We start from the raw sequence: 26,978 nt of genomic DNA on the forward strand, positions 1-26,978 counted from the left end.
ACGAGCAACGCCGAAGGGCGTCACCGTTCGGGAGAACGGTGACGCCCTTCGCGCATGCTCAGGCCGAGGCCGGGGGGTAGAGCTGGGGCGGCAGTTGGGCCGCCGCGGAACGGTCCAGCAGCCACAGCGTGCGCCCGCGCCCGTACGCGCCGGAGGCGGGTGCCTGGAGCTCGCCGGGGCCGGACAGGGCCAGCGCGACCGCGCCCGCCTTGTCCTCGCCCGCCGCCAGCAGCCAGACCTCGCGGGCCTCCCGGATCGCCGGGAGGGTGAGCGAGATCCGGGTCGGCGGGGGCTTGGGCGCGCCGCGCACGCCGACCACCGTCAGTGCGGTCTCCCGGACGCCGGGGTGCTCGGGGAAGAGCGAGGCGACGTGGGTGTCCGGGCCGACGCCGAGCAGCAGCACGTCGAAGGCGGGGACACCGAGCCGGTCGCCGGGACCGGCGGCCTTCGCCAGCTCCTCCGCGTAGCGTGCGGCGGCGGCCTCGACGTCCGAGCCGTCCACGCCGTCCGACGCGGGCATCTCGTGCACCCGCGCCGGGTCGAGCGGGACGGCGTCCAGCAGCTCGGCCCGGGCCTGGACGGCGTTGCGGTCCGGGTCGGCGGCGGCCACGAACCGCTCGTCGCCCCACCAGAGGTCGAGCCGGGCCCAGTCGACCGCGTCCCGCGCCGGGGAGGCGGCGATGGCGGCCAGCAGGGCGTTGCCGTTGCGTCCGCCGGTGAGCACCACCGAGGCGGTGCCGCGGGCGGACTGGGCGTCCACGATCCGGGTGATCAGCCGGGCCGCGGCCGCCTGGGCCATCAGCTCCTTGTCCCGGTGGACGACCAGCTGCGGGGTGGCGGCCGTCATGCCTCCGCCTTCTTGGCACCGCGCTTGCCGGCCGGCTTCTTCGCCGGAGCGGGAGCGGGAGCAGGGGCGGGTGCGGGGGCCTCGGCGGCCACCGCGGCCCCGGCGGCCTCCGCCACGGCCTCCTCGGCGACCTTGTCGGCCACCTCGGCCCGCGCGGCCGACTCGGCGGCGGTCGGTTCGAGCAGCCGGTCCACCGGCGTGCGCACGGCCGCCGCGTAGATGTCGTCCGGGTCGAGCCGGCGCAGCTCCTCGGCGATCAGCTCCGAGGTCTCGCGGCGCTTCAGCGCCACCTGGCGGTCCGGCGAGCCGGGCATGGAGAGCGTGCCCATCAGGCCGTCCGGGCGGTCCAGGGTGATGTCCCCGTCCGTGGTGCGCAGGTGCACCGCGGTGATGCCCGGGCCGTTGGTGACGACCCGTTCGACGGGCACGTGCAGCCGGGTGTGCAGCCAGAGGCCGAGCAGCTCGACGCTGGGGTTGTACGGCTCGCCCTCGACCACCGCGGAGGTGATCGTGGACGGCCGCTGGTCCAGCGCGGCGGCCAGCATCGAGCGCCAGCCGGTGATCCGGGTCCAGGCCAGGTCGGTGTCGCCCGGGGTGTAGCTCTGGGCGCGCTGGGCGAGCTGGCCGACCGGGGACTCGGCGGTGACCGCGTCGGTGATCCGGCGCTGGGCGATCGAGCCCAGCGGGTCCTGCGCCGGGTGCAGCGGCGCATTCTCCGGCCACCAGACCACGACCGGGGCGTCCGGCAGCAGCAGCGGCAGGGCGACCGACTGCGCGTGCGAGACCAGCTCGCCGTGCATGCGCAGGATGACCGTTTCGCCGGAGCCGGCGTCGGAGCCGACCAGGATCTCGGCGTCCAGGCGGGTCTCGGCGCGGGCCCGGGGCGAACGCCCGGCGCGCTTGATGACCGCCAGGGTGCGCGAGGGGTGCTCGCGGGAGGCGTCGTTGGCGGCCTTGAGGGCGTCGTACGCGCTGCCCTCGTCGGTCACGATCACCAGGGTGAGCACCATGCCGGCAGCGGTGGAACCGCTGGCCCGGCGCGCCTCCATCAGGGCGGCGTTGATCTTGCTGGACGTGGTGTTCGTAAGGTCGATCTTCATGGCCGGCGCCAGCTCCTGCCGTCTCGTGCGAGCATCTCGTCAGCCTCGGCCGGTCCCCAGGTGCCGGCCGGGTACTGCGCGGGCTTGCCGTGCGCGTCCCAGAACCTCTCGATCGGGTCGAGGATCTGCCAGGACAGCTCGACCTCCTGGTGGCGCGGGAACAGGTTGGCGTCCCCGAGCAGCACGTCGAGGATGAGCCGCTCGTACGCCTCGGGGGACGACTCGGTGAAGGACTCGCCGTAGGCGAAGTCCATCGTGACGTCGCGGACCTCGAAGGAGGTGCCCGGCACCTTGGAGCCGAACCGCACGGTGACGCCCTCGTCCGGCTGGACCCGGATGACCAGGGCGTTCTGCCCCAGCTCCTCGGTCGCGTAGGAGTCGAACGGCAGGTACGGGGCGCGCTGGAAGACCACCGCGATCTCGGTGACCCGACGGCCCAGCCGCTTGCCGGTCCGCAGGTAGAACGGCACACCCGCCCAGCGGCGGTTGTTGATCTCCAGCTTGATGGCCGCGTAGGTGTCCGTCTTGGAGTCCGGGTTGATGCCGTCCTCGTCGAGGTAGCCGACGACCTCCTCGCCGCCCTGCCAGCCGGACGCGTACTGGCCGCGCACGGTGTGCTTGCCGAGGTCGGCCGGGAGCTTGACGGCGCTGAGCACCTTGAGCTTCTCGGCCACCAGCGCCTTCGGGTGGAAGGACGCCGGCTCCTCGATGGCGGTGAGCGCCATCAGCTGGAGCAGGTGGTTCTGGATGACGTCCCGGGCCGAGCCGATGCCGTCGTAGTAGCCGGCCCGGCCGCCGATGCCGATGTCCTCCGCCATGGTGATCTGCACGTGGTCGACGTACGACCGGTTCCAGATCGGCTCGAACATCTGGTTGGCGAAGCGGAGCGCCAGGATGTTCTGGACGGTCTCCTTGCCCAGGTAGTGGTCGATCCGGAAGACCTCGTCCCGGGGGAAGACCTCGTGGACGATCCGGTTCAGCTCCTGGGCGGACTCCAGGTCGTGGCCGAAGGGCTTCTCGATGACGGCGCGGCGCCAGGAACCCTGGGGCGGGTCGGCCAGGCCGTGCTTCTTCAGCTGCTGGACGACGGTCGGGAAGAACTTCGGCGGGACGGAGAGGTAGAAGGCGAAGTTGCCGCCGGTGCCCTGCGCCTTGTCCAGCTCCTCGATGGTCGCGCGGAGCTTGTCGAAGGCGTCGTCGTCGTCGAAGTCGCCCTGGACGAAGCGCATGCCCTTGGCGAGCTGCTGCCAGACCTCCTCGCGGAAGGGGGTGCGGGCGTGGTCCTTGACCGCGTCGTGCACCTCCTTGGCGAAGTCCTCGTCCTCCCACTCGCGGCGGGCGAAGCCGACGAGCGAGAAGCCCGGCGGCAGCAGGCCGCGGTTGGCCAGGTCGTAGATGGCCGGCATCAGCTTCTTGCGGGACAGGTCGCCGGTGACCCCGAAGATGACCAGGCCGGACGGCCCCGCGATGCGCGGGAGCCGCCGGTCGGTGGGGTCACGAAGCGGGTTGACGGGGGCCGGCGTGGGGTCGCCTGCGTCCGAGTCCGACGTCAACTCAGGGAAGTCAGTGCTCACTTGATGAACTCCGCTTTCGTGCGCTGGCTGTGTGAGCAGGGGTCACTTCTCGCCGGCGAAGGAGGCCAGCGAAGCGGTGACGGTGTCGAGCAGCTCGTTCCAGGACTGCTCGAACTTCTCCACGCCCTCGTCCTCCAGGACCTGCACGACGTCGTCGTAGTCCACGCCGGCGGCGGCGATGGCGTCCATGACGGCCTTGGCGTCGGCGTAGTTGGGGACGATGGTGCCGCCGGTGACCACGCCGTGGTCGCCGGTCGCCTCAAGGGTGGCCTCGGGCATGGTGTTGACGGTGCCCGGGGCGACCAGCTCGGTGACGTACAGGGTGTCCGGCAGGGCCGGGTCCTTGACGCCGGTGGAGGCCCAGAGCGGGCGCTGCGGCTTGGCGCCGGCGGCCTCCAGGGCGCGCCAGCGGTCGCTGCCGGCGGTCTTGGCGTCGACGCTGCCGAAGACCTCCTCGTACGCCTGGTAGGCGAGGCGGGCGTTGGCGAGCGCGGCCTTGGAGCGGAGGTTCCGGGCGTCGCCGCCGATCTTGTCCAGGCGCTTGTCGATCTCGGTGTCGACACGGGACACGAAGAAGGACGCGACCGACTCGATCTGCGAGAGGTCCAGGCCCTTGGCCTTGGCGGCCTCCAGGCCGGTCAGGTAGGCGTCGATGACGGCCTTGTAGCGCTCCAGCGAGAAGATCAGCGTGACGTTGACGCTGATGCCCCTGCCGATGACCTCGCCGATCGCGGGCAGGCCGGCCCTGGTCGCGGGGATCTTGATGAACACGTTCGGGCGGTCGACCAGCCACCACAGCTGCTTCGCCTCGGCGACGGTGGCGGCGGTCTCGTGGGCGAGCCGCGGGTCGACCTCGATGGAGACCCGGCCGTCACGGCCGTTCGAGGCGTCGTAGACCGGGCGCAGCACGTCGGCGGCGTCCCGCACGTCCGAGGTGGTGATCATGCGGACGGCCTCGTCCGTGGTGACCTTGCGGACGGCGAGGTCGCGCAGCTGGCCGTCGTAGGAGGAGTCCCCGCCGCCGATGGCCTTCTGGAAGATGGTCGGGTTGGTGGTGACGCCCACCACGTGCTTGTGCTGCACCAGCTCGGCGAGGTTGCCGCTGTTGAGGCGCTTGCGGCTGAGGTCGTCCAGCCAGATCGCCACGCCTTCGTCGCTGAGGCGCTTCAGTGCGTCAGTCATGGTGCTTCAGTCCTTCGTCCGTATATCCGTGGGGTCCTCGGGTGCCGGCCGGGCGCCCGGTGTGCGGTCGGGCGCCCGGCCGGCGGCTGCCGTCAGCGGTTGACGGCTTCCAGCGAACGCAGCGCGATGTGGGCCTCGGCGACGACGCGCTCGGCGGTCAGGCCGAACTCCTCGAAGAGGACCTGGTAGTCGGCGGAGGCACCGAAGTGCTCCAGCGACACGATCCGGCCGTGGTCGCCCACCAGCTCGCGCCAGCCCTGGGCGATGCCGGCCTCGACCGAGACGCGGGCCTTGACCGACGGCGGCAGCACGCTGTCGCGGTAGGCCTGGTCCTGCTCCTGGAACCACTCGAAGGACGGCAGCGAGACGACGCGGGTGGCGACGCCCTCGGCCTCCAGGACCTCGCGGGCCCTGACGGCCAGCTGGACCTCGGAGCCGGTGCCCAGCAGGATCACCTGCGGGTCACCGGTGGACGCCTCGGCGAGGACGTAGCCGCCCTTCGCGGTGCCCTCGGCGGAGCCGAACACCGTCCGGTCGAAGGTCGGGACGTTCTGGCGGGTGAGTGCCAGGCCGACCGGGCCGGGGTGGCTGCTGTGACGCTCCAGGACGGTGCGCCAGGCGACGGCGGTCTCGTTGGCGTCGGCCGGGCGGACCATGGACAGGCCCGGGATGGCGCGCAGCGAGGCCAGGTGCTCGACCGGCTGGTGGGTCGGGCCGTCCTCGCCGAGGCCGATGGAGTCGTGCGTCCACACGTAGGTGACCGGCAGCTTCATCAGCGCGGCGAGGCGGACGGCCGGGCGCATGTAGTCGGCGAACACCAGGAAGGTGCCGCCGAAGACGCGGGTCCCGCCGTGCAGCGCGATGCCGTTCATGGTCGAACCCATGGCGTGCTCGCGGATGCCGAAGTGGATGGTCCGGCCGTACGGGCTCGCCGACTTCAGCGGGTTGCCCTCGGGGAGGAAGGAGCTGTCCTCGTCGATGGTGGTGAGGTTGGACTCGGCGAGGTCGGCCGAGCCGCCCCACAGCTCCGGGATCACCGCGCCGAAGGCCTTCAGTGCCTCGCCGCTGGCCTTGCGGGTGGCGACGGCCTTGCCGGCCTCGAAGACGGGCTGCGCCTTCTTCCAGCCCTCGGGCAGCTCGCCGGCCTCGATGCGGTCGAACTCGGCGGCGCGCTGCGGGTGGGCGGCACGCCAGGCGTCGAACGACTGCTCCCACTCGGTGCGGGCGGCCTTGCCGCGCTTGATGACCAGGCGGGCGTGCTCGATGACCTTGTCGCTCACCTCGAAGGTCTTCTCCGGGTCGAAGCCCAGGACCTTCTTGGTGGCGGCGATCTCGGCGCCGCCGAGCGCGGAGCCGTGCGCCTTGGCGGTGTTCTGGGCGTCCGGGGCCGGCCAGGCGATGATCGTGCGCATGGCGATCATCGACGGGCGGGAGGTCTCGGCCTTGGCGGCGGCCAGCGCGTCGGCGAGCGCCGCCACGTCGATGTCGCCGTTGGCCTTCGGGGAGACCCGCTGGACGTGCCAGCCGTACGCCTCGTAGCGCTTGAGGACGTCCTCGGAGAAGGCCGTCTCGGTGTCGCCCTCGATCGAGATGTGGTTGTCGTCGTAGAGCGCGACCAGGTTGCCCAGCTTCTGGTGGCCGGCCAGCGAGGAGGCCTCCGCGGAGATGCCCTCCTCCAGGTCACCGTCGGAGACGATGGCCCAGACGGTGTGGTCGAACGGCGACTCGCCGGCCGGGGCGTCCGGGTCGAAGAGGCCGCGCTCGAAGCGGGCCGCCATCGCCATGCCCACGGCGTTGCCGATGCCCTGGCCGAGCGGGCCGGTGGTGGTCTCGACGCCCGCGGTGTGACCGTGCTCCGGGTGACCCGGGGTGCGGCTGCCGGCGACCCGGAAGGCCTTGAGGTCGTCCAGCTCCAGGCCGTAGCCGGAGAAGTAGAGCTGGGTGTAGAGGGTCAGGCTGGTGTGTCCCGGAGAGAGGACGAACCGGTCGCGGCCGACCCAGGCGGGGTCGGTCGGGTCGTGGCGCAGGAAGCGCTGGAAGATCAGGTACGCCGCGGGGGCCAGCGACATGGCCGTCCCGGGATGCCCGTTACCGACCTTCTGGACCGCGTCCATGGCCAGAACGCGGGCCGTGTCGACCGTCCGCTCGTCGAGGTCGGACCACTCGAATGAATTCGGCGTCGTGCTCACCCTGTCTCAGGGCTCCTTCCATTGTGAAGAGTGACCCCGTGAGGGACCGGGTCGGCCACGTCGCTGGGGCCGGACGCTGGGTGGTGCCGGTCACGGAGGGTAGATCCCGCTTCTTTGGGCGAGCCTACCGTCCGGGCGAGGCTCACCCTCCGTGGTGGGACAACTCAGGCATGTTGGTCCCCATTCCCTGTCCCCTCCCCGTCCGCGATTCCCCGCGGACGGCCGGATCCTTTGTCCACCCTCGCCCGGATTGGGGAGGTTCGCCTCTCCGGGGCCCGGGTGGCGGGCGGTCACCCTGCGGGTGGGTCCGCGGGCCGGGCCGGAGGCATCGGTCCAGGCCCGGACGGCCGGGTTCACCCGGCGGTGTGCGTTCCGCCCCGCCGGGGCACCCCGGGGCCGGTGGGGAGATATGGAGCGTCTAAGGTGGCGTGGTACGCGCAGAGCGGACGATTCGGGAACAACGTTCCGGTGGCCGCCTGTGAGGATTCATCTTCAGTTGGGGTGTTAGTGACCGCCGTCGAATCCCGTCCCGCCGGGGTCACCGGGGCGACGCCTGCGCAACGGCCGTTCGGGGCCCGTGTCGGCGCCTTCGTCGCACTGACCAAACCGCGGATCATCGAGCTGCTGCTGATCACCACCGTGCCGGTGATGTTCCTGGCGCAGCGCGGTGTTCCGGACCTGCTGCTGGTGCTGAAGGTGGTCATCGGCGGTTACCTCTCGGCGGGTGGCGCCAACGCCCTCAACATGTACATCGACCGTGACATCGACGCGGTGATGTCCCGGACGGAGCGCCGCCCGCTCGTGACCGGCATGGTGTCGCCGCGCGAGGCGCTGGTCTTCGGCATCGCCCTCGCGGTCGGGTCGACGCTCTGGCTGGGCGCCCTGGTCAACTGGCTCGCGTCGGCGCTCGCGCTGGGTGCACTGCTGTTCTACGTGTTCGTCTACACGCTCGGACTGAAGCGCCGCACCGCGCAGAACATCGTCTGGGGCGGCATCGCGGGCTGCATGCCGGTCTTCGTCGGCTGGGCGGCCGTCACCAACACGGTCTCCTGGTCGGCGCTGGTGCTCTTCCTGGTGATCTTCTTCTGGACGCCGCCGCACTACTGGCCGCTGTCGATGAAGGTCCGCGAGGACTACGCGCGGGCCGGCGTGCCGATGCTGCCGGTGGTCAAGGGCAACCTGGCCGTCGCCCGGCAGATCGTCGCCTACTCCTGGGTGATGGTGGCCGTCTCGCTGGCGCTCTGGCCGCTCGCCGACACCAGCTGGCTCTACCCCGTCTCGGCGGTGGTGCTGGGCGCCGCGTGGCTGAAGGAGGCGCACGCGCTGCACGCCCGGGCCAAGGCCGGGATGGTCGGCGCCAAGCTGAAGGAGATGCGGCTGTTCCACTGGTCGATCACCTACCTGACGCTGCTGTTCGTCGTGATCGCGGTGGACCCCTTCGTGAAGTGAGTCCCGCGTCGTGCCGAAGGGCCCCGGTCCGCATCTGCGGACCGGGGCCCTTCGGCGTGCACGGGGTGTCCGCGGCGGCTGCCGCCTCCCGCCCGTCCTCCGGCTCGCCCTCTCGCCGGTCTTCTCGGCTGACGCGGGTCTTCTCGGCCGTCGCCGGTCGGCCGCTCAGCGGGCGGGGAGCCCGGACGGGCCGACGTGGCCGTCCAGCCAGTCCTTGAGGGGCTGGGAGACGCGCAGGAAGGCGGTGATCCGGCCGTAGGCGTCCGGGGTGCCCAGCCAGGGCTCCGGAGCCCACTCCTGCCACGCGACCAGTCCCTTGTGGCGGAGCAGTTCGATCCGCGGGTGGTCCTTGGGGTAGCCGCGCGGGGCGGACTTCAGTGAGTCCCGGCCGACCACCTGCGGCCCGGCCTTCCGGACCCGGGCGACCACCCGCTCCAGCTCGGCACCGGCGACGTCCTCGGCGACGGCCGTCCGGTACCGCTCCAGCTGGTCGGGGGCGAGCTGGTACATCCCGTTGCCGCAGGCCAGGCCGTCGGCGGAGAGCTGGACGTAGCCGCCGGCCGCCAGGTGGGCCCCGATGTGCGTCTTGTACGGGGACTTGTCGGCGCTGAACCGGACGTCGCGGTTGGGGCGGAAGATCTTCCCCGGCCCGAACTCGGGTTCCAGCTCGGCCAGCAGTCGCTCCATCGGCTCCCGTACGGCGTGCTCGTACCGGGCCTTGTGGGACTGCCAGAAGGTCTTGGAGTTGTCCGCCTCCAGGTGCTCGTAGAAGTCGAGCGCCTCGGCGGGCCAGCCATCGAAGGTCACCGCACCAGTATGTCGCCCGGTGTGTGGCCCGGGGCACAGCCCGCTCCCGTCGCCAGCCCCGCTACCGCTCGGTAGCATGCGGGCATGAGCAGCGCAGAGACCGCCACCACCGCCGCGCCGGACGCCCGCGCCGAGCGCCGCGCCAAGCGCATCGCCAAGAGCCTCACCGCCTTCGCCCGGCAGCACGGCGGCAGCGCCGACGGCGTCGTCGAGTACGTCGGCGCGGTCGCCACCCGCATCGTGGTGGTCGGCGCGGACGGCGCCTGGGGCGACCAGGTCGCGCCGAGCTACGCGGTCGGCCGCCGGGCCGCCGAGCTGGCCGGGGTCACCCTGCACGACTCCTTCGAGGGCGAGCTCGCCCTCAAGGTGAAGACCGGCCCGTACGAGTGGAAGCGCATGGCGGGCATCCAGATCGGCGGCTGACCCCGCCCCGGCCCGCGCGAAGGGCCCCGGTCCGTGGACGGAACCGGGGCCCTTCGCGCGTTCCTGGAGCGGGTCAGACCGAGGTGGTCTGCGGGGCCCGGGAGGTGTCGGTGTCGGTGGCCGACGCGGGGACCGCGCCTGCGGGGGTGTCCCCGTCCTCGCGGAGGCGGAGGGCCAGGGGGATGCGCAGGGCGGCGATCCAGGTCAGGGTGGCGCCCAGCATGTGGAGGCCGACCAGCACCTCCGGGACGTCGGTGAAGTACTGGACGAAGCCCAGTACGCCCTGGAGCAGCAGGATGACGAGCAGTTCGCGGGCCCGGGCCCGGGCGGCCGGCGGGGCCTTCACCGCGGCGAACACGAACAGCACCGCGACCGCGAGGCCGAGCGAGACGAACGCCAGGTCGGCGTGCACCTGGGCGAGGCGGTCGTAGTCGATCGGGATGCGCGGGACGAACTTGTTGTCCTTGGGCGTCCCCGGGTGGTGGCCGGCGCCGGTGACCAGTGTTCCGGCGGCCACCAGCAGGCCGATCACGCCGACCAGGACGTAGGAGAGCCGCTTGATGGGCTCGGCCACCAGCGGGCGGGCCGGGCCGTCGCCCTCCTTGGACCGCTCCCACATCTGCAGGGCGACCCAGACCAGGGCCATCGCGGCGATCAGGTGCAGCGCCACGGTGTACGGGTTGAGGCCGGTCAGCACGGTGATGCCGCCGAGCACGGCGTTGCTCATCACCAGCCAGAACTGGGCCCAGCCGAGCTTGCTGAGGCCGTGCCGCCAGGGCCGGTGGCAGCGGGCGGCCAGGATGGCCCAGCCGACCGCGGCGCTCAGGACGTAGGTGAGCATCCGGTTGGCGAACTCGATGACGCCGTGCAGGCCCATCTCGGGTGTGGGTGTCAGGCTCTCGTCGGTGCAGCGCGGCCAGGTGGTACAGCCGAGGCCGGAGGCGGTGAGGCGGACGGCGCCGCCGGTCACGACGATCACCACGCTCATCACCAGCGCGACGAGCGCGGCACGCCGGACCATGGCGGCGGAGGGCTTCCAGCGCTCGGCGAGCAGGGAGAAGGGGGTGGTCTTCAGCACGGCGTCCATGCTATGCGCCCTTACAGGCGATCTTCGGGCGGGGCAGGGGCCGACGGGGAGTGGCGTCGCGCGGTGACGTGGTGAGCGGCAGGTTGATCTTCCCGCCTTGCCACAACGGCAAACCCGCAGCCCGAACGGGAGGAGCAAAACGGACTGTTCGGGCAACCCGGTCATTGGTCTTGACCAATCACTCGTTTGGCCGAAAGAGTGCGGTTTGGTCCATACCTTTTTCGGGACCCCTCCCACACCCCCGCACGTAAGCGGAGATCCTGCACATGCGCATACCCGTACCCGCCGCTGCGCTCGCGCTCGGTGGATCCCTTGTCCTGGCCGGCCTCATCGCCCCGGCTGCCGCCCACGCCGCCGAGCCCGGCCAGCAGTGCCAGAACCTCGGAGTCGCCAACCTCTACGGGGAGTTCGTCGAGGGCGACGACACCCACACGCCGGACGCCGAGGGTGCGGTGGCGGTCGGCGGAAACGCCGACTTCACCGGCGGCTTCTCGGTCGGCCAGGAACTGACCGCGGACCAGGTGAAGGCGCTCCCCGGCGGCAACGCCCTGGTCGTCGCCGGTCGCGTGACCGGGCACAACACCCAGGTGATGAAGGGCAACGGCATCTACGGCTCCAAGGCCGAGGGCGCCGTCATCGACGCACACCAGGGCAAGATCAGCCAGGGTGCCTCGCCGATCGACTTCAAGGCCGAGTTCACCAAGCTGCGCGCCGCCTCCGTCCAGCTGGCCGCCGTGCCGCAGACCGCCGCCGCCAAGGTCGAGGCCCAGGGCCCGAAGCTCTACCTGACCAGCGGCGACGCCGCGTACAACAGTTTCACCGTCAGCGCGGCCACCCTCCAGGGCGCCACCGACATCTACCTGAAGGTGCCGGCGGGTTCGGTCACCGTGGTCAACGTGACCGGCGACTCGTACGACATGTCCGCCGCGAAGACCACCGGCTTCAACCTCTGGGACGAGGGCAAGAAGACCTACCTCCTGGACGACAAGCTGCAGAGCGCGCACGGCGGCGCGGTCCGCGCCAAGCTGCTCTGGAACTTCCCGACCGCGACCAAGGTGATCAAGAACGGCGCGGCCGCCTGGGCCGGCACCGTGCTGGCGCCGAACGCCGCGTTCTCCCTGAACACCCCGGGCGTCGGGGGCGCCAAGCCCACCGGTGGCGGCCCCGTCAACGGCTCGGTGATCGTCGCCTCGCTGACCGGCACCGCCGGCGCCGAGACGCACCACTTCCCGTTCACCGGCTGCCTGCCGGTGGTGACGCCGCCCACCACGCCGCCGACCACCCCGCCGCCGGTGGTGCCGACCGGTACGCCGTCCGCCACCACCACGCCGAGCACGCCGGGCTCCACCGGCACGCCGAGCGCTTCGGGTACGCCGTCGGCCACCCCGGGCACGCCGGGCGCCTCGGTGACCCCGGGCACCTCCGCGAGCCCGTCGGCGTCCGTCCCGGGCAGTGCCAAGCCGAGCGCGAGCGGTTCGGCCGGCCCGTCGGCCTCCGCCTCGGGTTCGGCAGCGGTGCCGGCCGCCTCGGCCTCCGCGAGCCCGTCGGCCGAGGCCAGCACCGGGGGCGGTCTCGCCCACACCGGTTCCGGCCCGGTCGTGCCGCTGGCGATCGGCGGCGCGGTCGTCATCGCCGCCGGTGGCGCGCTGGTGCTGGTCGCCCGTCGACGCAAGGCTGCCAACCAGGTCTGACCCTTTCGGTTCCGACCGATGCGGCACCCCCGGCGATCGATTCGGATCGCCGGGGGTCGCTGTTTTTCAGCCACTCTGACGGAGTTCATTCGAGTTTCGCCGAACCGCCGTCCTACGAGGTCGCGGGTGTGATGGGCTGGTTCTTGCACATCCGAGGCCGGACGGACAGGCGAAATCCGGTCGTGCGGTGGGGTGTGGAGGGACACGGGGGTGCCGGTAGAGTCCCCCGGACAGCCGTAGCGGGCCACCGCTGATCCACTCGATTCGCCTGCTGCAGAAGACCGTCCGGAGGGGACAACGAAATGGCGCGACAGCGGCGGCAGATAGGCATCAGTAGCGCGGCACTCGCGGGGGCGGCGGTCACCGCAGTCCTGCTGCCCGTGGCCCTGGCCACCGGCGCCTCGGCGCACACGCCGGCCTGGAAGGTCACCTGCGACAAGATCGTGATCGACCTGGTCAACTACAGCGACAAGGCCGGCGTGAAGAACGCCGTCAGCCTCACCGTCGACGGTGAGAAGGTGCTGGACCAGAAGGAGTTCGGCAAGGAGTTCCACCAGACGTTCCCGGTGAAGGCGCACAACGCGCCGATCAGCGCCACCTTCGTGGTGACCACCACCGAGGACCCGAAGAACAACGACTGGAACAAGACGGAGACGAAGACGATCGAGGTCTGCGCGACCCCGACGCCTACGCCGACGCCGACTCCCACGCCCACGCCGACTCCCACGCCGACTCCCACCCCGACGCCTACGCCGACGCCGACCCCCACCCCGACTCCCACGCCTACGCCGACTCCCACGCCGACTCCCAGCCGGACGGCGACCCCCACCCCCACGCGGACGCCCACCCCGACTCCCACGCCTACGCCGACCCGCACGCCCACTCCGGTCCCGACGGCCACCTCGACGCCGGTCGCCCCGGTGCTGGCCTCCACCGGTAGCAGCGACGCGACCCCGGTGATCGCGGCGGCAGGCGGCGGTGTCGTGGTCCTCGGCGGCGCCCTCGTCCTCCTCGCCCGCCGCCGCCGCAGCAGCGACGAGAGCTGACGCCCACCGCTCGGTTCCGGTCGGCGACGGCCCCTCGACTCGTCCGAGTCGAGGGGCCGTCGCCGTCGTGGGCCCGGGCCGGTGGAGGTGCCGTCCGCACAGGAAGTCGGACGGGTCGACCTCCTGTGCGGGCAGCGCGGCCGTGCCGCGTCGCGAAGTGCGGCGCGGAGGAGGAACGGTCGGACACCGAGGGGCAATTGAGTACGAGTACTCATTCACGCCACCGGGCCGGGTCCGGCAGACTTCCGGCATCACGACGCTGAGACGACGCACAGGGGGGAACCGTGCCGAATCCCGATCTCGCTTCCGAGTTCAAGGTCAATCCGGCGGCGTTGGCCGGCTGCGGGCAGAGCGCCCAGCACATAGCGGGTCAGGTGCCGGGAGAGACGGCGAGGATCGTCGCACCGAGCGACAGGGCCGCCGCGACGCTCCAGGGCTGGCTCACGGCAACCGCGATACGCACCTGCGGCACGAACTGGAGGACGCTGCTGGACAAGCTCTCCGGTGACATGTCGGACGTCGGCTCCAAGCTCGTCAAGACGGCGGCCCACTACCAGCAGGGGGAGCAGAGCGTCTACGCGCACCTCCGCGGCGCGGCGGGCCCCGCGCAGGGCGGCGCCACACCGGCGCCGGAGGCCGATCCGTTCGGGACGGTCCTGGCGGGCGAGAGCCCCGCCACCGGCACGGCGCGTGCCGCCGCAGAGCGGAAGTCCCGGTAGCCGATGGACATCGCCGGCCTCTACAACGCCAACCTCAACAACATCACCACCGCGAAGAACGCCTTCGACGCCCTGGCCACGGCCTTCGGACAGCACGTGGAAGCCTGGCAGCACGAGGTCGCCGACCGGCTGGGCGCCTCGCACTGGACCGGACCCACCTCCGCCGTGGCCCAGGGCCGCGTCAAGGACCTGGGCGGTCAACTCCGGGCCGCCCGCCAGGAACTCACGTTCGTCAGCAAGGCCCTGGCCAACGCCGTCGAACAGTTCGCGCTGGCCCAGTCCCATCTGATCAGCGCCCTCGACGACGCCAGGAACGCGAAGCTCGACGTGGCGCCCGACGGGCGCATCACGTGGGACAACGAGCCCGCCTCGCCGGGCTTCGCTGGCTCGGGCGCGGAGACGACCGCGGTCGCCATCAGCAACCGGATCACCGCCGCACTCAACGAGGCGGCCCACGCCGACCAGGAGATCAGTGCGAGGCTCAACCACCTGGCGACCAACGCGAGCAACGGCACGGGACTGAACGCCGCCACCGTGGCGCAGGACCTGGCTGCCGAGACCGCCCGCGAGCAGATACCCGTCGCGGGCACCGACCCGAACAGCGTCAAGCAGTGGTGGAGCGGCCTCACCCCGACTCAGCAGCAGAGGTTCGTCCACGACCACCCCGACCGGATCGGCAACCTCGACGGCATCCCGGCCGTCGCGCGTGACGGGGCCAACCGCCTCACCCTCCAACAGGCGAAGCTGGACCTCCAAGCCCAGCTCGACCACCTGGGCCCCGAACCGCCCGCGAAGGTCGCGGGCATGAACGGCGCCGTCTCGAACCCGGCACACGACGAGTGGGAGCGGAGGAAGGCCCTCCTCCAGGAGCAGGTCATCGGTGTGAACGCCATCGAGAAGCGGCTGATGACCAAGGTCGACGACAAGCATCCGCCCACCTATCTGCTCGGCTTCGACACCAAGGGCAACGGCCACGCCATCGTCGCGGTCAACAACCCCGACACCGCCGACAACGTCTCGACGTACGTCCCCGGCACCGGGGCCCGGCTCGGCAGCATCGACAGCGACATCGAGCGGTCGGACCGGATGGTCGCCTCGGCCAACACCGCCAATGTCAAGGCGGGTCTCCCCAGGACGACCTCGTCGATCACCTGGGTCGGCTACGACGCGCCGCAGTCCATCACGCCGGAGGCGATGAACGACAGCTACGCCAGGAACGCCGGGAACAGCCTGCACAGCTTCGAAGCGGGACTCCGCGCCACGCATGACGGAAAACCGTCGAACAACACGATCCTCGCCCACAGCTACGGAACCACGACCGTCGGATACACCTTGCGTGACAAGGGCCTGCCGGTCGACAACGTCGTGCTGATCGCCAGCCCCGGAGCCGGCGTGGAGCACGCCCGCGATCTTGGTGTCGATCCGTCCCGCGTCTTCGCGGCACAAGGTGACGCCGACGGTATTTCGATGGCCCCGCCCATGAACGCGAACGGTCTGGCGAGTAACTTCGGCAACAATCTCGGGGACTACTACGGGGTGCTCCAGAACCCCGATCATCACCTGATCCACGGGCGGGACCCCATCCTTCCCGGATTCGGCGCGCAGGTAATCCCGACTGACCCGGGAACCGGCCACTCCGACTACTGGAATCCCGGCTCGGTCTCGCTCCAGGCCATGGGCGAGATCATCGCCGGGAGGAAATGACGAGAATCACCGAGCGAACCTTCGCAGTGCCGTCAAGGCGCTGTGGTGAGCGGCGATCGAGTCCGTGATCGCGCTCACGGCGCCGAAATGCCGATGTCTGGAACGACATCACTCGTTTTCCCCCGCCACGGGGATGTCTTTGTTGGGAAGTGGAAGCCATGGGAGCTGTCGTACGCGCATCCACGGACTCGGCGCGGCCCGGCCGGACGGCCGCCGTAGCCGCCTTGGCCGTGGTGGTGCTCGCCTTGAGTTCCTGCGGAGCGGAGACCATCCCCGAACGAAGGAAGTCCACGGTCACCCTGGAGCAGGCCAAGGCTCAGGTCGACACCTATCTCGCGGAAATTCTGGCGAGACTGACGGTCAAACCCACGGCAAGTCCAGCCGATTTCCTCGACTCGCACTGCGATGCCAATGACGTGGGTCCGCACGGCAGGATGCAGACCTCTCGCGGGTATGATTTCGGTGACGTTCCGTTGGCGAGCAAAACGGAAGCCGCCGCTGCCTTTCGCACGTTCTTGACGGGGAAGGGATTCGAGCCGGATCCGAGTGCTACTGCCGACTGGGTGAAGCTGAAGAACCCCAAGGACAAGTTCCTGGCGATCCTCGACGGAGTTTCAGGCGAAAGCCACAACCTGTCGCTGGAGGTCAGCACGCCCTGCGTCTGGCCGAAGGGGACGCCGCCGCCGTCCTGACGCTCGGGGGTGGTGTGTGCCCGGGAGTCGGAGGGGCTACTCCCAGCGGAAGAAGCGGGCGGCGGCGGTCAGGGCGAGCACCGACCAGCCGGCGAGGATGCCGAGGTCCGACCAGGGCACGCCCGCGCCGGTCTGGAGGACGGACCGCAGGCCGTCGGAGAGGGCGGCGATCGGGAGCAGCTCCAGGACGGACTGCACGGCCGCCGGGAACTTCGACAGCGGCACGATCACCCCGCCCGCGAGCAGCAGCAGGATGAACACCAGGTTGGCCGCCGCCAGCGTCGCCTCCGCCTTCAGCGTGCCGGCCATCAGCAGGCCGAGTCCGGAGAAGGCCGCGGTGCCGAGGACCAGGAGGGCGGCCACGGTGAGGGGGTTGCCCTGCGGGGACCAGCCGAGTGCGAGCGCGATCACCGTCAGCAGCGCCACCTGGAGCGCCTCGGTGACCAGGACGCAGCCGGTCTTGGCGGTGAGCAGCGCCCAGCGCGGCAGCGGGCTGGCGCCGAGCCGCTTCAGCACGCCGTACCGGCGCTCGAACCCGGTGGCGATGGCCTGCCCGGTGAACGCGGTGGACATCACGGCCAGCGCGAGCAGGCCGGGTGCCAGGAAGTCGACGCGCTTGCCGGGGCCCTCGACGGCGACGATGTCGACCGCCGAGAAGAGGACCAGCAGCACCGTGGGGATGATCACGGTGAGCAGCAGCTGCTCGCCGTTGCGCAGCAGCATCTTCGTCTCGAACGCCGTCTGGGCGAGCAGCATCCGGCCGACGGGGGCGGCACCGGGCCGGGGGGAGTAGGTGGTCACGAGCGGAGGTCCCGTCCGGTCAGGTCGAGGAAGACGTCTTCGAGGCTGCGGCGCTGTACGGCGAGCCGCTCGGGCAGGATGCCGGAGGCCGCGCACCAGCCGGTGACGGTGGCCAGGAGCTGCGGGTCGACGGGCGCCTCGATGCGGTAGCTGCCGGGCGTCGTCTCGGCGGCGGTGGAGCCGTCGGGCAGCTCCTTGAGCAGGGTGGCGAGGTCGAGTCCGGGCGGGCCGTCGAAGCTCAGGCCGCCTTCGGCGCCGTCGCGGCGCAGTTCCTCCGGGGTGCCTTCGGCGATCACCCTGCCGCGGTCGACGATCGCGACCCGGTCGGCGAGCTGTTCGGCCTCGTCCATGTGGTGGGTGGTGACGACGACGGTGACGCCGTCCCGGCGCAGGTCGCGGACGAGGTCCCAGGTGGCGCGGCGGGCCTGCGGGTCGAGGCCGGCGGTGGGCTCGTCCAGGAAGACCAGCTCGGGGCGGCCGACCACGGCCATGGCGAGGGCGAGCCGCTGCTGCTGTCCGCCGGAGAGCCGGCGGTAGGTGGTGCGGCCGCAGGAGCCGAGGCCGAGCCGTTCGACCAGCGCGTCGACGTCCAGGGGGTGTGCGTGCAGCTTGGCGGTGTGCCGGAGCATTTCGACGGCGCGTGCGCCCGCGTACACGCCGCCGGACTGCAGCATCACTCCGATCCGGGGGCGCAGCGCCGCGCCCTGGGTGACCGGGTCGAGGCCGAGGACGCGGACGGTGCCGGCGTCGGGGCGGCGGTAGCCCTCGCAGGTCTCGATGGTGGTGGTCTTGCCGGCGCCGTTGGGGCCGAGGACGGCGGTGACGGCGCCGCGCGCGAGGGTGAGGTCGAGACCGTCCACCGCGGTCTTCTCGCCGTAGCGCTTGACCAGCCCGGTGATCTGGACCGCGGGATCGGAATGCATACCGGCGAGTCTAAGAGGACCGAACACGGCGGCCGTACGGGAGCCCGTGCGGGAGCCCCGGCGGAGCCCGTGCGGGAGCGCGGCTCGAAGCGGGCCGGGGTCGGTGGACGGGGCGAGAAGGGCATGGCGGAGGATTGGATTCCGCTCGGGCGGACCCCCCGGCCCGGGCCCGGAGCCGGCCCGGTGGCCGGCGAAGCGGAACCTCCGGTGATCGTTTCCGCAGGTCAGGTAAGGCTTACCTGCGTGACAGATGCCACGGATGAGGCCTGGGTCACGGCTTGTCCTGCCGGAAGGAATTACGCAACACTGGTGTTGTGAAAAACATGCGCGAGCACCCCGTACAGCCGGAGGCCGAGTCGGCCCCCGGCTGCGCCGTGCCCGCGACGGCGGCCGAGGTGCTCCTGGACGGCCACCGGGCCACCCGGGACCGGGTCGCCCGGTCGATCCTCGACCACGGTCCCTCCTCCGCCACCGATCTGGCGAACCGGCTCGGTCTGACCACCGCCGCCGTCCGCCGTCACCTGGACGGGCTCACCGCCGCCGGCCTTGTCGACGCCCGCGAACAGCGGGTGTACGGCAGCCGTGGCCGGGGCCGTCCCGCCAAGGTCTTCGCCCTCACCGACGGCGGCCGGGACGCCTTCTACCAGGCGTACGACCAGCTCGCCGCCGACGCCCTGCACTGGATCTCCGACGCCGTCGGCGGCGGAGCGGTGGGCGAGGAGGCGGTCGCCGCCTTCGCCCGCGCCCGGTTCGGGCGGCAGGCCGAGAAGTACCTGGAGACCGTCCGGTCCGCCAAGGTCGAGGAGCGCACCGAGGCCCTCGCCCAGGCGCTGAGCGCCGACGGGTACGCTGCCACGGTGCGGCGGGTTCCGTCCGCTGCGGCGCAGGCCCCGGCGGGCGCCCAGCTCTGCCAGCACCACTGCCCGGTCGCGCACATCGCCGAGCAGTTCCCGCAGCTCTGCGAGGCGGAGACCGAGGTCTTCTCCCAACTGCTGGGCACCCATGTGCAACGACTGGCCACCATCGCCCACGGCGACGGGGTCTGCACCACCTATGTGCCGGCACCCGGTGCCGCATCGTCGCCCGCCCTGCGCACTGCCGCCGGTCGGGGTACCGATGCCGCGCCGACTGCCGGTACGTCCACCGATGATTCAGCGTCCGCGCGTTAGGAAGCTCGCATGACTGACACCGTTTCGCACCCGGAGCTCGAAGGCCTGGGCACCTACGAGTACGGCTGGGCCGACCCGGACACCGCGGGTGCCGAGGCCAAGCGCGGGCTCAGCGAGGAGGTCGTCCGCGACATCTCCGCGAAGAAGAACGAGTCCGAGTGGATGCTGAACCTGCGGCTCAAGGGCCTCAAGCTGTTCGGCAAGAAGCCCATGCCGACCTGGGGCTCCGACCTGACCGGCATCGACTTCGACAACATCAAGTACTTCGTCCGCTCCACCGAGAAGCAGGCCGCGTCCTGGGAGGACCTGCCCGCCGACATCAAGGCGACGTACGACCGGCTCGGCATCCCGGAGGCGGAGAAGCAGCGCCTGGTCGCCGGTGTCGCCGCGCAGTACGAGTCCGAGGTCGTCTACCACCAGATCCGCGAGGACCTGGAGGAGCAGGGTGTCATCTTCCTCGACACCGACACGGCGCTGCGCGAGCACCCGGAGGTCTTCAAGGAGTACTTCGGCACCGTCATCCCGGCCGGCGACAACAAGTTCGCCGCGCTGAACACGGCGGTCTGGTCGGGCGGCTCCTTCATCTACGTGCCGAAGGGTGTCCACGTCGACATCCCGCTCCAGGCCTACTTCCGGATCAACACCGAGAACATGGGCCAGTTCGAGCGGACGCTGATCATCGTCGACGAGGACGCCTACGTCCACTACGTCGAGGGCTGCACCGCCCCGATCTACTCCTCCGACTCGCTGCACTCCGCGGTCGTGGAGATCATCGTCAAGAAGGGCGGCCGCTGCCGCTACACGACCATCCAGAACTGGTCGAACAACGTCTACAACCTGGTCACCAAGCGCGCCGTGGCGTACGAGGGCGCGACCATGGAGTGGGTCGACGGCAACATCGGCTCCAAGGTCACCATGAAGTACCCGGCCGTCTACCTGATGGGCGAGCACGCCAAGGGCGAGACCCTGTCGATCGCCTTCGCGGGCGAGGGCCAGCACCAGGACGCCGGCGCCAAGATGGTCCACATGGCGCCGAACACCTCCTCCAACATCGTCTCCAAGTCGGTGGCGCGAGGCGGCGGCCGCACCTCCTACCGCGGCCTGATCGAGATCGGCGAGGGCTCCAAGGGCGCCAAGTCCAACGTGCTCTGCGACGCGCTGCTGGTCGACACCATCTCCCGCTCGGACACCTACCCCTACGTCGACGTCCGCGAGGACGACGTCTCCATGGGCCACGAGGCGACCGTCTCCAAGGTCAGCGAGGACCAGCTCTTCTACCTGATGAGCCGCGGCATGACCGAGTTCGAGGCCATGGCGATGATCGTCCGCGGCTTCGTCGAGCCGATCGCGCGCGAGCTGCCGATGGAGTACGCGCTGGAGCTGAACCGGCTGATCGAGCTGCAGATGGAGGGCTCCGTCGGCTGATCCGCCGGCCGCCCCGCCGTCCATCGACACTTTGAGGAAGAGAGCACAACGAACAGCCATGGCTGACGTCAACACCCCCACCGGCTCCACCACCGCCGGTTCGATCGAGGTCGGAACGGCCGGTGCGGGCGCGCAGCTCGCCGGCCCCGGCACCGGCCGCGCCACCGTCCAGCAGCCGATCGACGCCCGCGTCACGGTCAAGCCGTCCTTCGACGTGGCGGACTTCCCGGTGCCGACCGGCCGCGAGGAGGACTGGCGGTTCACCCCGCTGCACCGCCTCGCCGGCCTGCACGACGGCACCGCCGCCGAGGGCGCCCAGGGCGAGGACAAGGTCGAACTGAGCCTGCCGGACGGCGTCACCGCCGAGACGGTCGGCCGCGACGACGCCCGCCTCGGCAAGGCCGGCAAGCCGGTCGACCGGGTCGCCGCGCAGGCGTTCAGCGCCTTCCAGCAGGCGCTCGTCGTCACCGTCCCCAAGGAGACGGTGCTCGCCGAGCCGGTCAAGATCGACGTGCACGGCGAGGGCGGCAGCCGCTTCGCCCACGTCGTGATCGACGTCAAGCCGTTCGCCGAGGCCGTCGTGGTGATCAACCACACCGGCACCGGCACCCGCGCCGCCAACGTCGAGCTGCTGCTCGGCGACGGCGCCAAGCTCACCTTCGTCTCCGTCCAGGACTGGGACCGTGACGCGGTCCACGTCGCGCAGCAGACCGCGCTGGTCGGCCGCGACGCGTCGCTGAAGTCCGTCGTCGTCACCTTCGGCGGCGACGTGGTCCGGATCCACCCGCGCGTCTCCTACGCCGCGCCCGGCGGCGAGGCCGAGCTGTTCGGCCTCTACTTCGCCGACGCCGGCCAGCACCTGGAGCACCGTCTGGTCATCGACCACGACACCCCGCACTGCCGCTCCAACGTGGTCTACAAGGGCGCGCTGCAGGGCAAGGACGCGCACGCCGTCTGGGTCGGCGACGTGGTGATCCGCGCCGCCGCCGAGGGCACCGACACCTACGAGCTCAACCGCAACCTGGTGCTCACCGACGGTGCCCGGGTCGACTCGATCCCCAACCTGGAGATCGAGACCGGTGAGATCGTCGGCGCCGGCCACGCCTCCGCCACCGGCCGCTTCGACGACGAGCAGCTCTTCTACCTGCAGGCCCGCGGCATCCCGGCCGACGAGGCCCGCCGCCTGGTGGTGCGCGGCTTCTTCGCCGAACTGGTCCAGCAGATCGGCGTCGCCGACATCCAGGACCAGCTGATGGAGAAGATCGAGGCCGAGCTGGAATCGGCGGTCTGACCCGATGAGCTTCCTTCGCGCCTGCGCGCTGAGCGAGCTGGCTGAGGACGAGCCCAAGCGCGTCGACCTCAACGGCGTCCCGGTCGCCGTCGTCCGCACCGACGAGGGGGTGTTCGCGATCAACGACATCTGCTCGCACGCGAACGTCGCGCTCTCCGAGGGCGAGGTCGAGGACTGCATGATCGAATGCTGGCTGCACGGTTCCAGCTTCGACCTGCGCACCGGCAAGCCCTCCGGGCTGCCCGCCACCAAGCCGGTCGCTGTCTACCCCGTAAAGATCGAAGGGGACGATGTGCTCGTCTCCGTCAACCAGGAGTCCTGAGTACCCATGGCAACGCTTGAAATCCGCGACCTGCACGTCTCCGTCGAGACCGAGAACGGTCCCCGCGAGATCCTCAAGGGCGTCGACCTGACCGTGAAGCAGGGCGAGACCCACGCCATCATGGGTCCGAACGGCTCTGGCAAGTCCACCCTCGCCTACTCCCTCGCGGGCCACCCGAAGTACACCGTCACCAGCGGCACCGTGCTGCTCGACGGCGAGGACGTCCTGGAGATGTCCGTCGACGAGCGCGCCCGGGCCGGCGTCTTCCTGGCCATGCAGTACCCGGTCGAGGTCCCCGGCGTCTCGGTCTCCAACTTCCTGCGCACCGCCGCCACCGCCGTCCGCGGCGAGGCCCCCAAGCTGCGCCTCTGGGTGAAGGAGGTCAAGGAGGCGATGGCCGGCCTCCAGATGGACCCGGCCTTCGCCGAGCGCAACGTCAACGAGGGCTTCTCCGGCGGCGAGAAGAAGCGCCACGAGATCCTCCAGCTGGAGCTCCTCAAGCCGAAGATCGCGATCCTCGACGAGACCGACTCCGGTCTCGACGTCGACGCGCTGCGGGTCGTCTCCGAGGGCATCAACCGGGTCCGCTCGACCGGCGAGGTCGGCACCCTGCTGGTCACCCACTACACCCGCATCCTGCGGTACATCAAGCCCGACTACGTCCACGTCTTCGCGGCCGGCCGCATCGTCGAGTCCGGCGGGGCCGAGCTGGCCGACAAGCTGGAGGCGGAGGGCTACGAGTCCTACGTGAAGGGCGGCGCTTCCGAGTGACCCATACGCACGAGTCGAGGGTCCTGTCGGGCCTGCTCGACACCGACGCGATCCGCAAGGACTTCCCCGTCCTGCAGCGCCTGCTGCACGACGGCAAGCCGCTGGTCTACCTCGACAACGCCGCCACCTCGCAGAAGCCCCGCCAGGTGCTCGACGCGCTGAACACCTACTACGAGCGGCACAACGCCAACGTCCACCGCGGCGTGCACGTGCTCGCCGAGGAGGCCACGGCGCTGTACGAGGGCTCCCGTGACAAGGTCGCGGCGTTCATCAACGCGCCGAGCCGCAACGAGGTGATATTCACCAAGAACGCCTCCGAGTCGCTCAACCTGGTCGCCAACATGCTGGCCTGGGCGGAGGAGCCCTACCGGGTCGACGCGGACTCCGAGATCGTCATCACGGAGATGGAGCACCACTCCAACATCGTCCCGTGGCAGCTGCTCGCGCAGCGCAGCGGCGCGAAGCTGAAGTGGTTCGGGCTGACCGACGAGGGCCGGCTCGACCTGTCGAACATCGACGAGCTGATCACCGAGCGGACCAAGGTCGTCTCCGTGACCCTGGTCTCCAACCTGCTCGGCACGGTCAACCCGGTCGAGGCCATCGTCCGCAAGGCCCAGTCGGTCGGCGCGCTGGTCGTCATCGACGCCTCGCAGGCCGCGCCGCACATGGTGCTGGACGTGCAGGCGCTGGAGGCCGACTTCGTCGCCTTCACCGGCCACAAGATGCTCGGCCCGACCGGCATCGGCGTGCTCTGGGGCCGCCAGGAGCTGCTGGAGGACCTCCCGCCGTTCCTCGGTGGCGGCGAGATGATCGAGACCGTCACCATGGGCTCGTCCACCTACGCCCCGGCGCCGCACAAGTTCGAGGCCGGCACCCCGCCGATCGCCCAGGCGGTCGGGCTCGGCGCGGCCGTCGACTACCTGTCGAACATCGGCATGGAGCGGATCGCCGCCCACGAGCACGCGATCACCGAGTACGCGGTCGAGCGGCTGCTGGAGGTCCCGGACCTGCGGATCATCGGCCCGCGCACGGCCGTCGACCGCGGCGCCGCGATCTCGTTCACGCTGGGCGACATCCACCCGCACGACGTGGGCCAGGTGCTCGACGAGCAGGGCATCGCGGTGCGCGTCGGCCACCACTGCGCGCGGCCGGTCTGCCTGCGGTACGGAATTCCGGCGACCACGCGGGCGTCGTTCTACCTGTACTCGACGCCGGGCGAGGTCGATGCCCTGATCGACGGCCTCCACCACGTCCGGAACTTCTTCGGCTGACGGGACGGGGCACGCGAACATGAAGCTCGACTCGATGTACCAGGACATCATCCTGGACCACTACCGCAACCCCCACGGCAAGGGGCTGCGCGACGGTGACGCCGAGGTGCACCACGTCAACCCCACCTGCGGGGACGAGATCACCCTGCGGGTGCGGCTCGACGGCGGCACGGTCGCCGACGTCTCGTACGAGTCCCAGGGCTGCTCGATCAGCCAGGCCAGCGCCTCGGTGCTGAACGACCTGGTGGTGGGCAAGACCGTCGGCGAGGCGCAGGCGGTCCAGGAGGCCTTCCTGGCGCTGATGCAGAGCAAGGGCCAGGGCGAGGGCGACGAGGAGGTGCTGGAGGACGCGGTCGCGTTCGCCGGCGTCTCCAAGTACCCGGCCCGGGTGAAGTGCGCGCTGCTCAGCTGGATGGCCTGGAAGGACGCCACCGCCAAGGCCCTGGCCGAGCACCCCGCCGTCAACGACTGAAGCAGAAGAGGAGGACAGACACATGAGTGACACCGAGACGCCGACCCCTTCCGCTTCCGCCGAAGAGGGTCCGACCGTCATCGTCGGCACCACCGCCGGAACCGTCTCCGTCGAGGACCTGACCGAGGCCCTGATGGACGTCGTCGACCCGGAACTGGGCATCGACGTCGTCAACCTGGGCCTGATCTACGGCATCCACATCGACGAGTCCGACGTGGCCACCATCGACATGACGCTCACCTCGGCGGCCTGCCCGCTGACCGACGTCATCGAGGACCAGGCCAGGACCGCCACCGACGGCCTCGTCCAGGACCTGCGCATCAACTGGGTCTGGATGCCGCCGTGGGGTCCCGACAAGATCACCGACGACGGCCGCGACCAGCTCCGCGCCCTCGGCTTCAACGTCTGACGGTCGGATCTTCCGCCGATCCACTGCCGCGCGAACCTCTCCTTCGGGGGAGTGTTCGCGCGGCAGTGGTGCGTCTGCCGGCGGACGCGGCCGAACGCCGCTGCCCGGGACGGATCCTCCGTCCCGGGCAGTGGCGTTTCCCGTGGTCAGGCGTGCCTGGGCCTGCGGGCGACGGCGACGGCCAGGGCGGCGCAGAGGGCTGCGGCGAGGAGGACGAAGCCGCTGGTGGCGGGGAGGAGGCCGTAGGCCTGGACGAGCGCGCCGACGGCGACGATGGGGAGGGACGAGCCGAGGTACACGATCACCCAGAGGGAGGAGAGCTCGGAGCCCCGGCGCTCCGGGTTCATCGCGGCGACGGCGCCGGTGAAGAGCGAGCGGAACGCGATCCCCTGGCAGGCGCCGCCGAGGACGCTGCCGATGAACAGCAGGGCCGGGGTGCCGGTGTACTGGGCGGTGACGACCAGGCCGAGGCCGGTGGCCAGGCCGGCCATGCCGAGGGCGATGACCAGGCGGTCGGCGGTCGGCGGGACGAGCAGCTGGGCGGCGGCCGAGGAGCCGAGCAGCAGGGCCGCGACGACGGCGCCGGTCAGGCGGGAGTCGGTGTGCAGCAGCTTGGCGGAGAAGGCCGGGGCCAGGCTGAGGTAGACGCCGAAGACCGCGTAGGAGATGAAGCCGGCCGAGGAGGCCAGCAGGAACTCGCGGCGGCCGGTGATCGGCAGGGCCAGGCGCTGCGGACGCAGGTGGGCCGGGGTCGTGATGCGGGGCGGGGAGGCCGGCGGGCGGTTGCGGCCGGGCATCCGGGGGTGGACCAGCGCGAGCGGCACGCAGAGCGCCAGCAGGGCGATCGCGTGCAGCAGGAACGGGGTCAGCAGCGGGTCGGAGCCGCCGGCCAGCAGGGCGCCGACCACCGGGCCGAGCGCCACACCGCCCGCGGAACAGGCGAGGGTGAGCTTGGCGGCCAGGGTGGGGTGGTCGGGCAGCAGGTCCCCGAGGGCGGCCCCGGCGGCGCCGGTGGACAGGCCCACCGCGACGCCCTGGACGGCGCGGCCGGCGGCGAGCTGCCAGAAGCTGCCGGAGGTGGCGAAGACGACGTCCCCGGCGGCGGCCAGGGCCACGGCGGGCAGGATCAGCGCCCGCCGGCCGAGGTGGTCCGACCAGTGGCCGACCGCGGCCAGCACCGGGACCAGCGCGAACACGTAGATCGTGAACAGGACGGTGGTGTCCAGCGCGGTCAGGGACAGCCGCTGTTGGAGCAGCGGGTAGATCGGGGTGGCCAGGTTGGCGCCGATCAGCATGAAGAGGAGGGCGGCGGCGACGAGGCCGACGCGGACACCGCGCAGCGCGTTCCAGCGGCTGATCGCGGCGAGCCGGAGCTGGGCGCGGGGCGCGAGCTCCAGGGGAAGCAGGGCCTCCGACAGTCGGCGTCCGTCGAGCTGCGCGGTGCGCAGGCCGGAGCCGGCGGGGGAGAGGTCCGCCATGGCAGGGGTCTCCTGTGGCCGGGCACCACCGGGGTCGGCGGGGTATGCCGGCGCGCCCGTCCTGGGCGCTGTGGTGGTGGCCTCGGTGCGGGGCTCCCTGGTGGAGCGGGTGAGCTGAAGTGGGCTTCGTTGCCCG

The 26,978-nt window shown here is 71.2% G+C and carries 25 protein-coding genes; 15 read left to right on the forward strand and 10 right to left on the reverse strand.

From position 1 onward, the window contains the following. Positions 1-58: 58 nt before the first annotated feature. The 5 genes from pgl to tkt form a co-directional block, all read right to left on the reverse strand. On the reverse strand, positions 59-847 hold the full coding sequence (gene pgl, locus ABZY91_RS05090) for a 6-phosphogluconolactonase (protein ID WP_329876366.1): 789 nt from the start codon (positions 845-847) through the stop codon (positions 59-61). Next, positions 844-1,947, reverse strand: a complete 1,104-nt coding sequence (gene opcA, locus ABZY91_RS05095; RefSeq protein WP_329948632.1) for a glucose-6-phosphate dehydrogenase assembly protein OpcA — start codon at positions 1,945-1,947, stop codon at positions 844-846. Before opcA ends, pgl begins: the two co-directional genes overlap by 4 nt. Then, a complete protein-coding gene (zwf, locus tag ABZY91_RS05100; RefSeq protein ID WP_329948691.1) occupies positions 1,944-3,500 on the reverse strand; it encodes a glucose-6-phosphate dehydrogenase in 1,557 nt (518 codons plus the stop codon). The genes opcA and zwf overlap by 4 nt, the downstream gene beginning before the upstream one ends. Before the next feature lie 63 nt (positions 3,501-3,563). After that, a complete protein-coding gene (tal, locus tag ABZY91_RS05105; RefSeq protein WP_355399817.1) occupies positions 3,564-4,703 on the reverse strand; it encodes a transaldolase in 1,140 nt (379 codons plus the stop codon). A gap of 92 nt (positions 4,704-4,795) precedes the next feature. Continuing rightward, positions 4,796-6,892 (reverse strand): transketolase, encoded by a 2,097-nt coding sequence (gene tkt / locus ABZY91_RS05110; protein ID WP_329876361.1) that lies wholly within the window; start codon positions 6,890-6,892, stop codon positions 4,796-4,798. A 507-nt stretch (positions 6,893-7,399) separates the two neighbouring features. Between tkt and ABZY91_RS05115 the strand changes: the two genes are divergently transcribed. Beyond that, the gene (locus ABZY91_RS05115; RefSeq protein WP_329876359.1) at positions 7,400-8,341 is read left to right on the forward strand and encodes a heme o synthase; all 942 of its coding nucleotides are present in this window, start codon (positions 7,400-7,402) and stop codon (positions 8,339-8,341) included. A 165-nt stretch (positions 8,342-8,506) separates the two neighbouring features. On the opposite strand, the gene ABZY91_RS05120 is transcribed toward ABZY91_RS05115, so the two are convergent. Beyond that, the gene (locus ABZY91_RS05120) at positions 8,507-9,148 is read right to left on the reverse strand and encodes a DUF2461 domain-containing protein (protein ID WP_355399819.1); all 642 of its coding nucleotides are present in this window, start codon (positions 9,146-9,148) and stop codon (positions 8,507-8,509) included. Positions 9,149-9,232: 84 nt separating this feature from the next. Here ABZY91_RS05120 and ABZY91_RS05125 point away from each other — a divergent pair, with 84 nt between their 5' ends. Continuing rightward, entirely contained in the window at positions 9,233-9,571 is a 339-nt protein-coding gene (locus ABZY91_RS05125) for a hypothetical protein (protein ID WP_329876355.1), read from the forward strand. A gap of 73 nt (positions 9,572-9,644) precedes the next feature. Here ABZY91_RS05125 and ABZY91_RS05130 read toward each other — a convergent pair whose 3' ends face one another. Beyond that, entirely contained in the window at positions 9,645-10,658 is a 1,014-nt protein-coding gene (locus ABZY91_RS05130; protein ID WP_355399821.1) for a COX15/CtaA family protein, read from the reverse strand. Between the two features lie 266 nt (positions 10,659-10,924). On the opposite strand from ABZY91_RS05130, the gene ABZY91_RS05135 reads away from it, so the two are divergent. The 5 genes from ABZY91_RS05135 to ABZY91_RS05155 all read left to right on the forward strand — a co-directional run bounded on the left by ABZY91_RS05135 (position 10,925) and on the right by ABZY91_RS05155 (position 16,510). Continuing rightward, complete coding sequence (locus tag ABZY91_RS05135; protein ID WP_355399823.1) at positions 10,925-12,349, forward strand: choice-of-anchor A family protein; 1,425 nt, start codon at positions 10,925-10,927, stop codon at positions 12,347-12,349. A gap of 302 nt (positions 12,350-12,651) precedes the next feature. Beyond that, positions 12,652-13,395 (forward strand): LAETG motif-containing sortase-dependent surface protein, encoded by a 744-nt coding sequence (locus ABZY91_RS05140; protein ID WP_355399824.1) that lies wholly within the window; start codon positions 12,652-12,654, stop codon positions 13,393-13,395. Between the two features lie 284 nt (positions 13,396-13,679). After that, positions 13,680-14,114: a type VII secretion target gene (locus ABZY91_RS05145; protein ID WP_355399826.1), complete on the forward strand. Its 435-nt coding sequence runs from the start codon at positions 13,680-13,682 to the stop codon at positions 14,112-14,114. 3 nt (positions 14,115-14,117) lie between these two features. Then, complete coding sequence (locus ABZY91_RS05150) at positions 14,118-15,818, forward strand: alpha/beta hydrolase (RefSeq protein WP_355399828.1); 1,701 nt, start codon at positions 14,118-14,120, stop codon at positions 15,816-15,818. Between the two features lie 158 nt (positions 15,819-15,976). Beyond that, on the forward strand, positions 15,977-16,510 hold the full coding sequence (locus tag ABZY91_RS05155; protein WP_355399830.1) for a hypothetical protein: 534 nt from the start codon (positions 15,977-15,979) through the stop codon (positions 16,508-16,510). Positions 16,511-16,546: 36 nt separating this feature from the next. Here the strand turns inward: ABZY91_RS05155 and ABZY91_RS05160 are convergent, their stop codons facing one another. Beyond that, a complete protein-coding gene (locus ABZY91_RS05160; protein WP_329876444.1) occupies positions 16,547-17,266 on the reverse strand; it encodes an ABC transporter permease in 720 nt (239 codons plus the stop codon). Between the two features lie 41 nt (positions 17,267-17,307). Then, a complete protein-coding gene (locus ABZY91_RS05165) occupies positions 17,308-18,234 on the reverse strand; it encodes an ABC transporter ATP-binding protein (RefSeq protein WP_355399832.1) in 927 nt (308 codons plus the stop codon). A 323-nt stretch (positions 18,235-18,557) separates the two neighbouring features. On the opposite strand from ABZY91_RS05165, the gene ABZY91_RS05170 reads away from it, so the two are divergent. Genes ABZY91_RS05170 through ABZY91_RS05205 form a run of 8 tightly spaced genes read left to right on the forward strand, consistent with a single transcriptional unit; the run spans position 18,558 to position 25,364 of the window. Beyond that, positions 18,558-19,403 (forward strand): HTH domain-containing protein, encoded by an 846-nt coding sequence (locus ABZY91_RS05170; protein WP_329948642.1) that lies wholly within the window; start codon positions 18,558-18,560, stop codon positions 19,401-19,403. Positions 19,404-19,412: 9 nt separating this feature from the next. Next, positions 19,413-20,828, forward strand: coding sequence for a Fe-S cluster assembly protein SufB (gene sufB, locus ABZY91_RS05175; RefSeq protein ID WP_329876337.1), 1,416 nt, complete (start codon positions 19,413-19,415; stop codon positions 20,826-20,828). Positions 20,829-20,886: 58 nt separating this feature from the next. Beyond that, the gene (sufD, locus tag ABZY91_RS05180; RefSeq protein ID WP_355399834.1) at positions 20,887-22,119 is read left to right on the forward strand and encodes a Fe-S cluster assembly protein SufD; all 1,233 of its coding nucleotides are present in this window, start codon (positions 20,887-20,889) and stop codon (positions 22,117-22,119) included. A 4-nt stretch (positions 22,120-22,123) separates the two neighbouring features. After that, positions 22,124-22,441 carry a bifunctional 3-phenylpropionate/cinnamic acid dioxygenase ferredoxin subunit gene (locus ABZY91_RS05185; protein ID WP_329876333.1) on the forward strand — a complete coding sequence of 106 codons (318 nt, stop codon included), beginning with the start codon at positions 22,124-22,126 and terminating at the stop codon, positions 22,439-22,441. 6 nt (positions 22,442-22,447) lie between these two features. After that, positions 22,448-23,212: a Fe-S cluster assembly ATPase SufC gene (sufC, locus tag ABZY91_RS05190; protein WP_329876331.1), complete on the forward strand. Its 765-nt coding sequence runs from the start codon at positions 22,448-22,450 to the stop codon at positions 23,210-23,212. A 23-nt stretch (positions 23,213-23,235) separates the two neighbouring features. After that, complete coding sequence (locus tag ABZY91_RS05195; protein WP_329948692.1) at positions 23,236-24,483, forward strand: cysteine desulfurase; 1,248 nt, start codon at positions 23,236-23,238, stop codon at positions 24,481-24,483. Positions 24,484-24,502: 19 nt separating this feature from the next. Continuing rightward, complete coding sequence (sufU, locus tag ABZY91_RS05200; protein ID WP_329876329.1) at positions 24,503-24,955, forward strand: Fe-S cluster assembly sulfur transfer protein SufU; 453 nt, start codon at positions 24,503-24,505, stop codon at positions 24,953-24,955. Positions 24,956-24,977: 22 nt separating this feature from the next. Continuing rightward, the gene (locus ABZY91_RS05205; protein ID WP_329876327.1) at positions 24,978-25,364 is read left to right on the forward strand and encodes a metal-sulfur cluster assembly factor; all 387 of its coding nucleotides are present in this window, start codon (positions 24,978-24,980) and stop codon (positions 25,362-25,364) included. A 146-nt stretch (positions 25,365-25,510) separates the two neighbouring features. Here ABZY91_RS05205 and ABZY91_RS05210 read toward each other — a convergent pair whose 3' ends face one another. Then, on the reverse strand, positions 25,511-26,842 hold the full coding sequence (locus ABZY91_RS05210) for an MFS transporter (protein WP_355399838.1): 1,332 nt from the start codon (positions 26,840-26,842) through the stop codon (positions 25,511-25,513). Positions 26,843-26,978: the final 136 nt, after the last annotated feature.

It is taken from the genome of Kitasatospora sp. NPDC002965, assembly GCF_040611255.1.
GTDB lineage: Bacteria > Actinomycetota > Actinomycetes > Streptomycetales > Streptomycetaceae > Kitasatospora.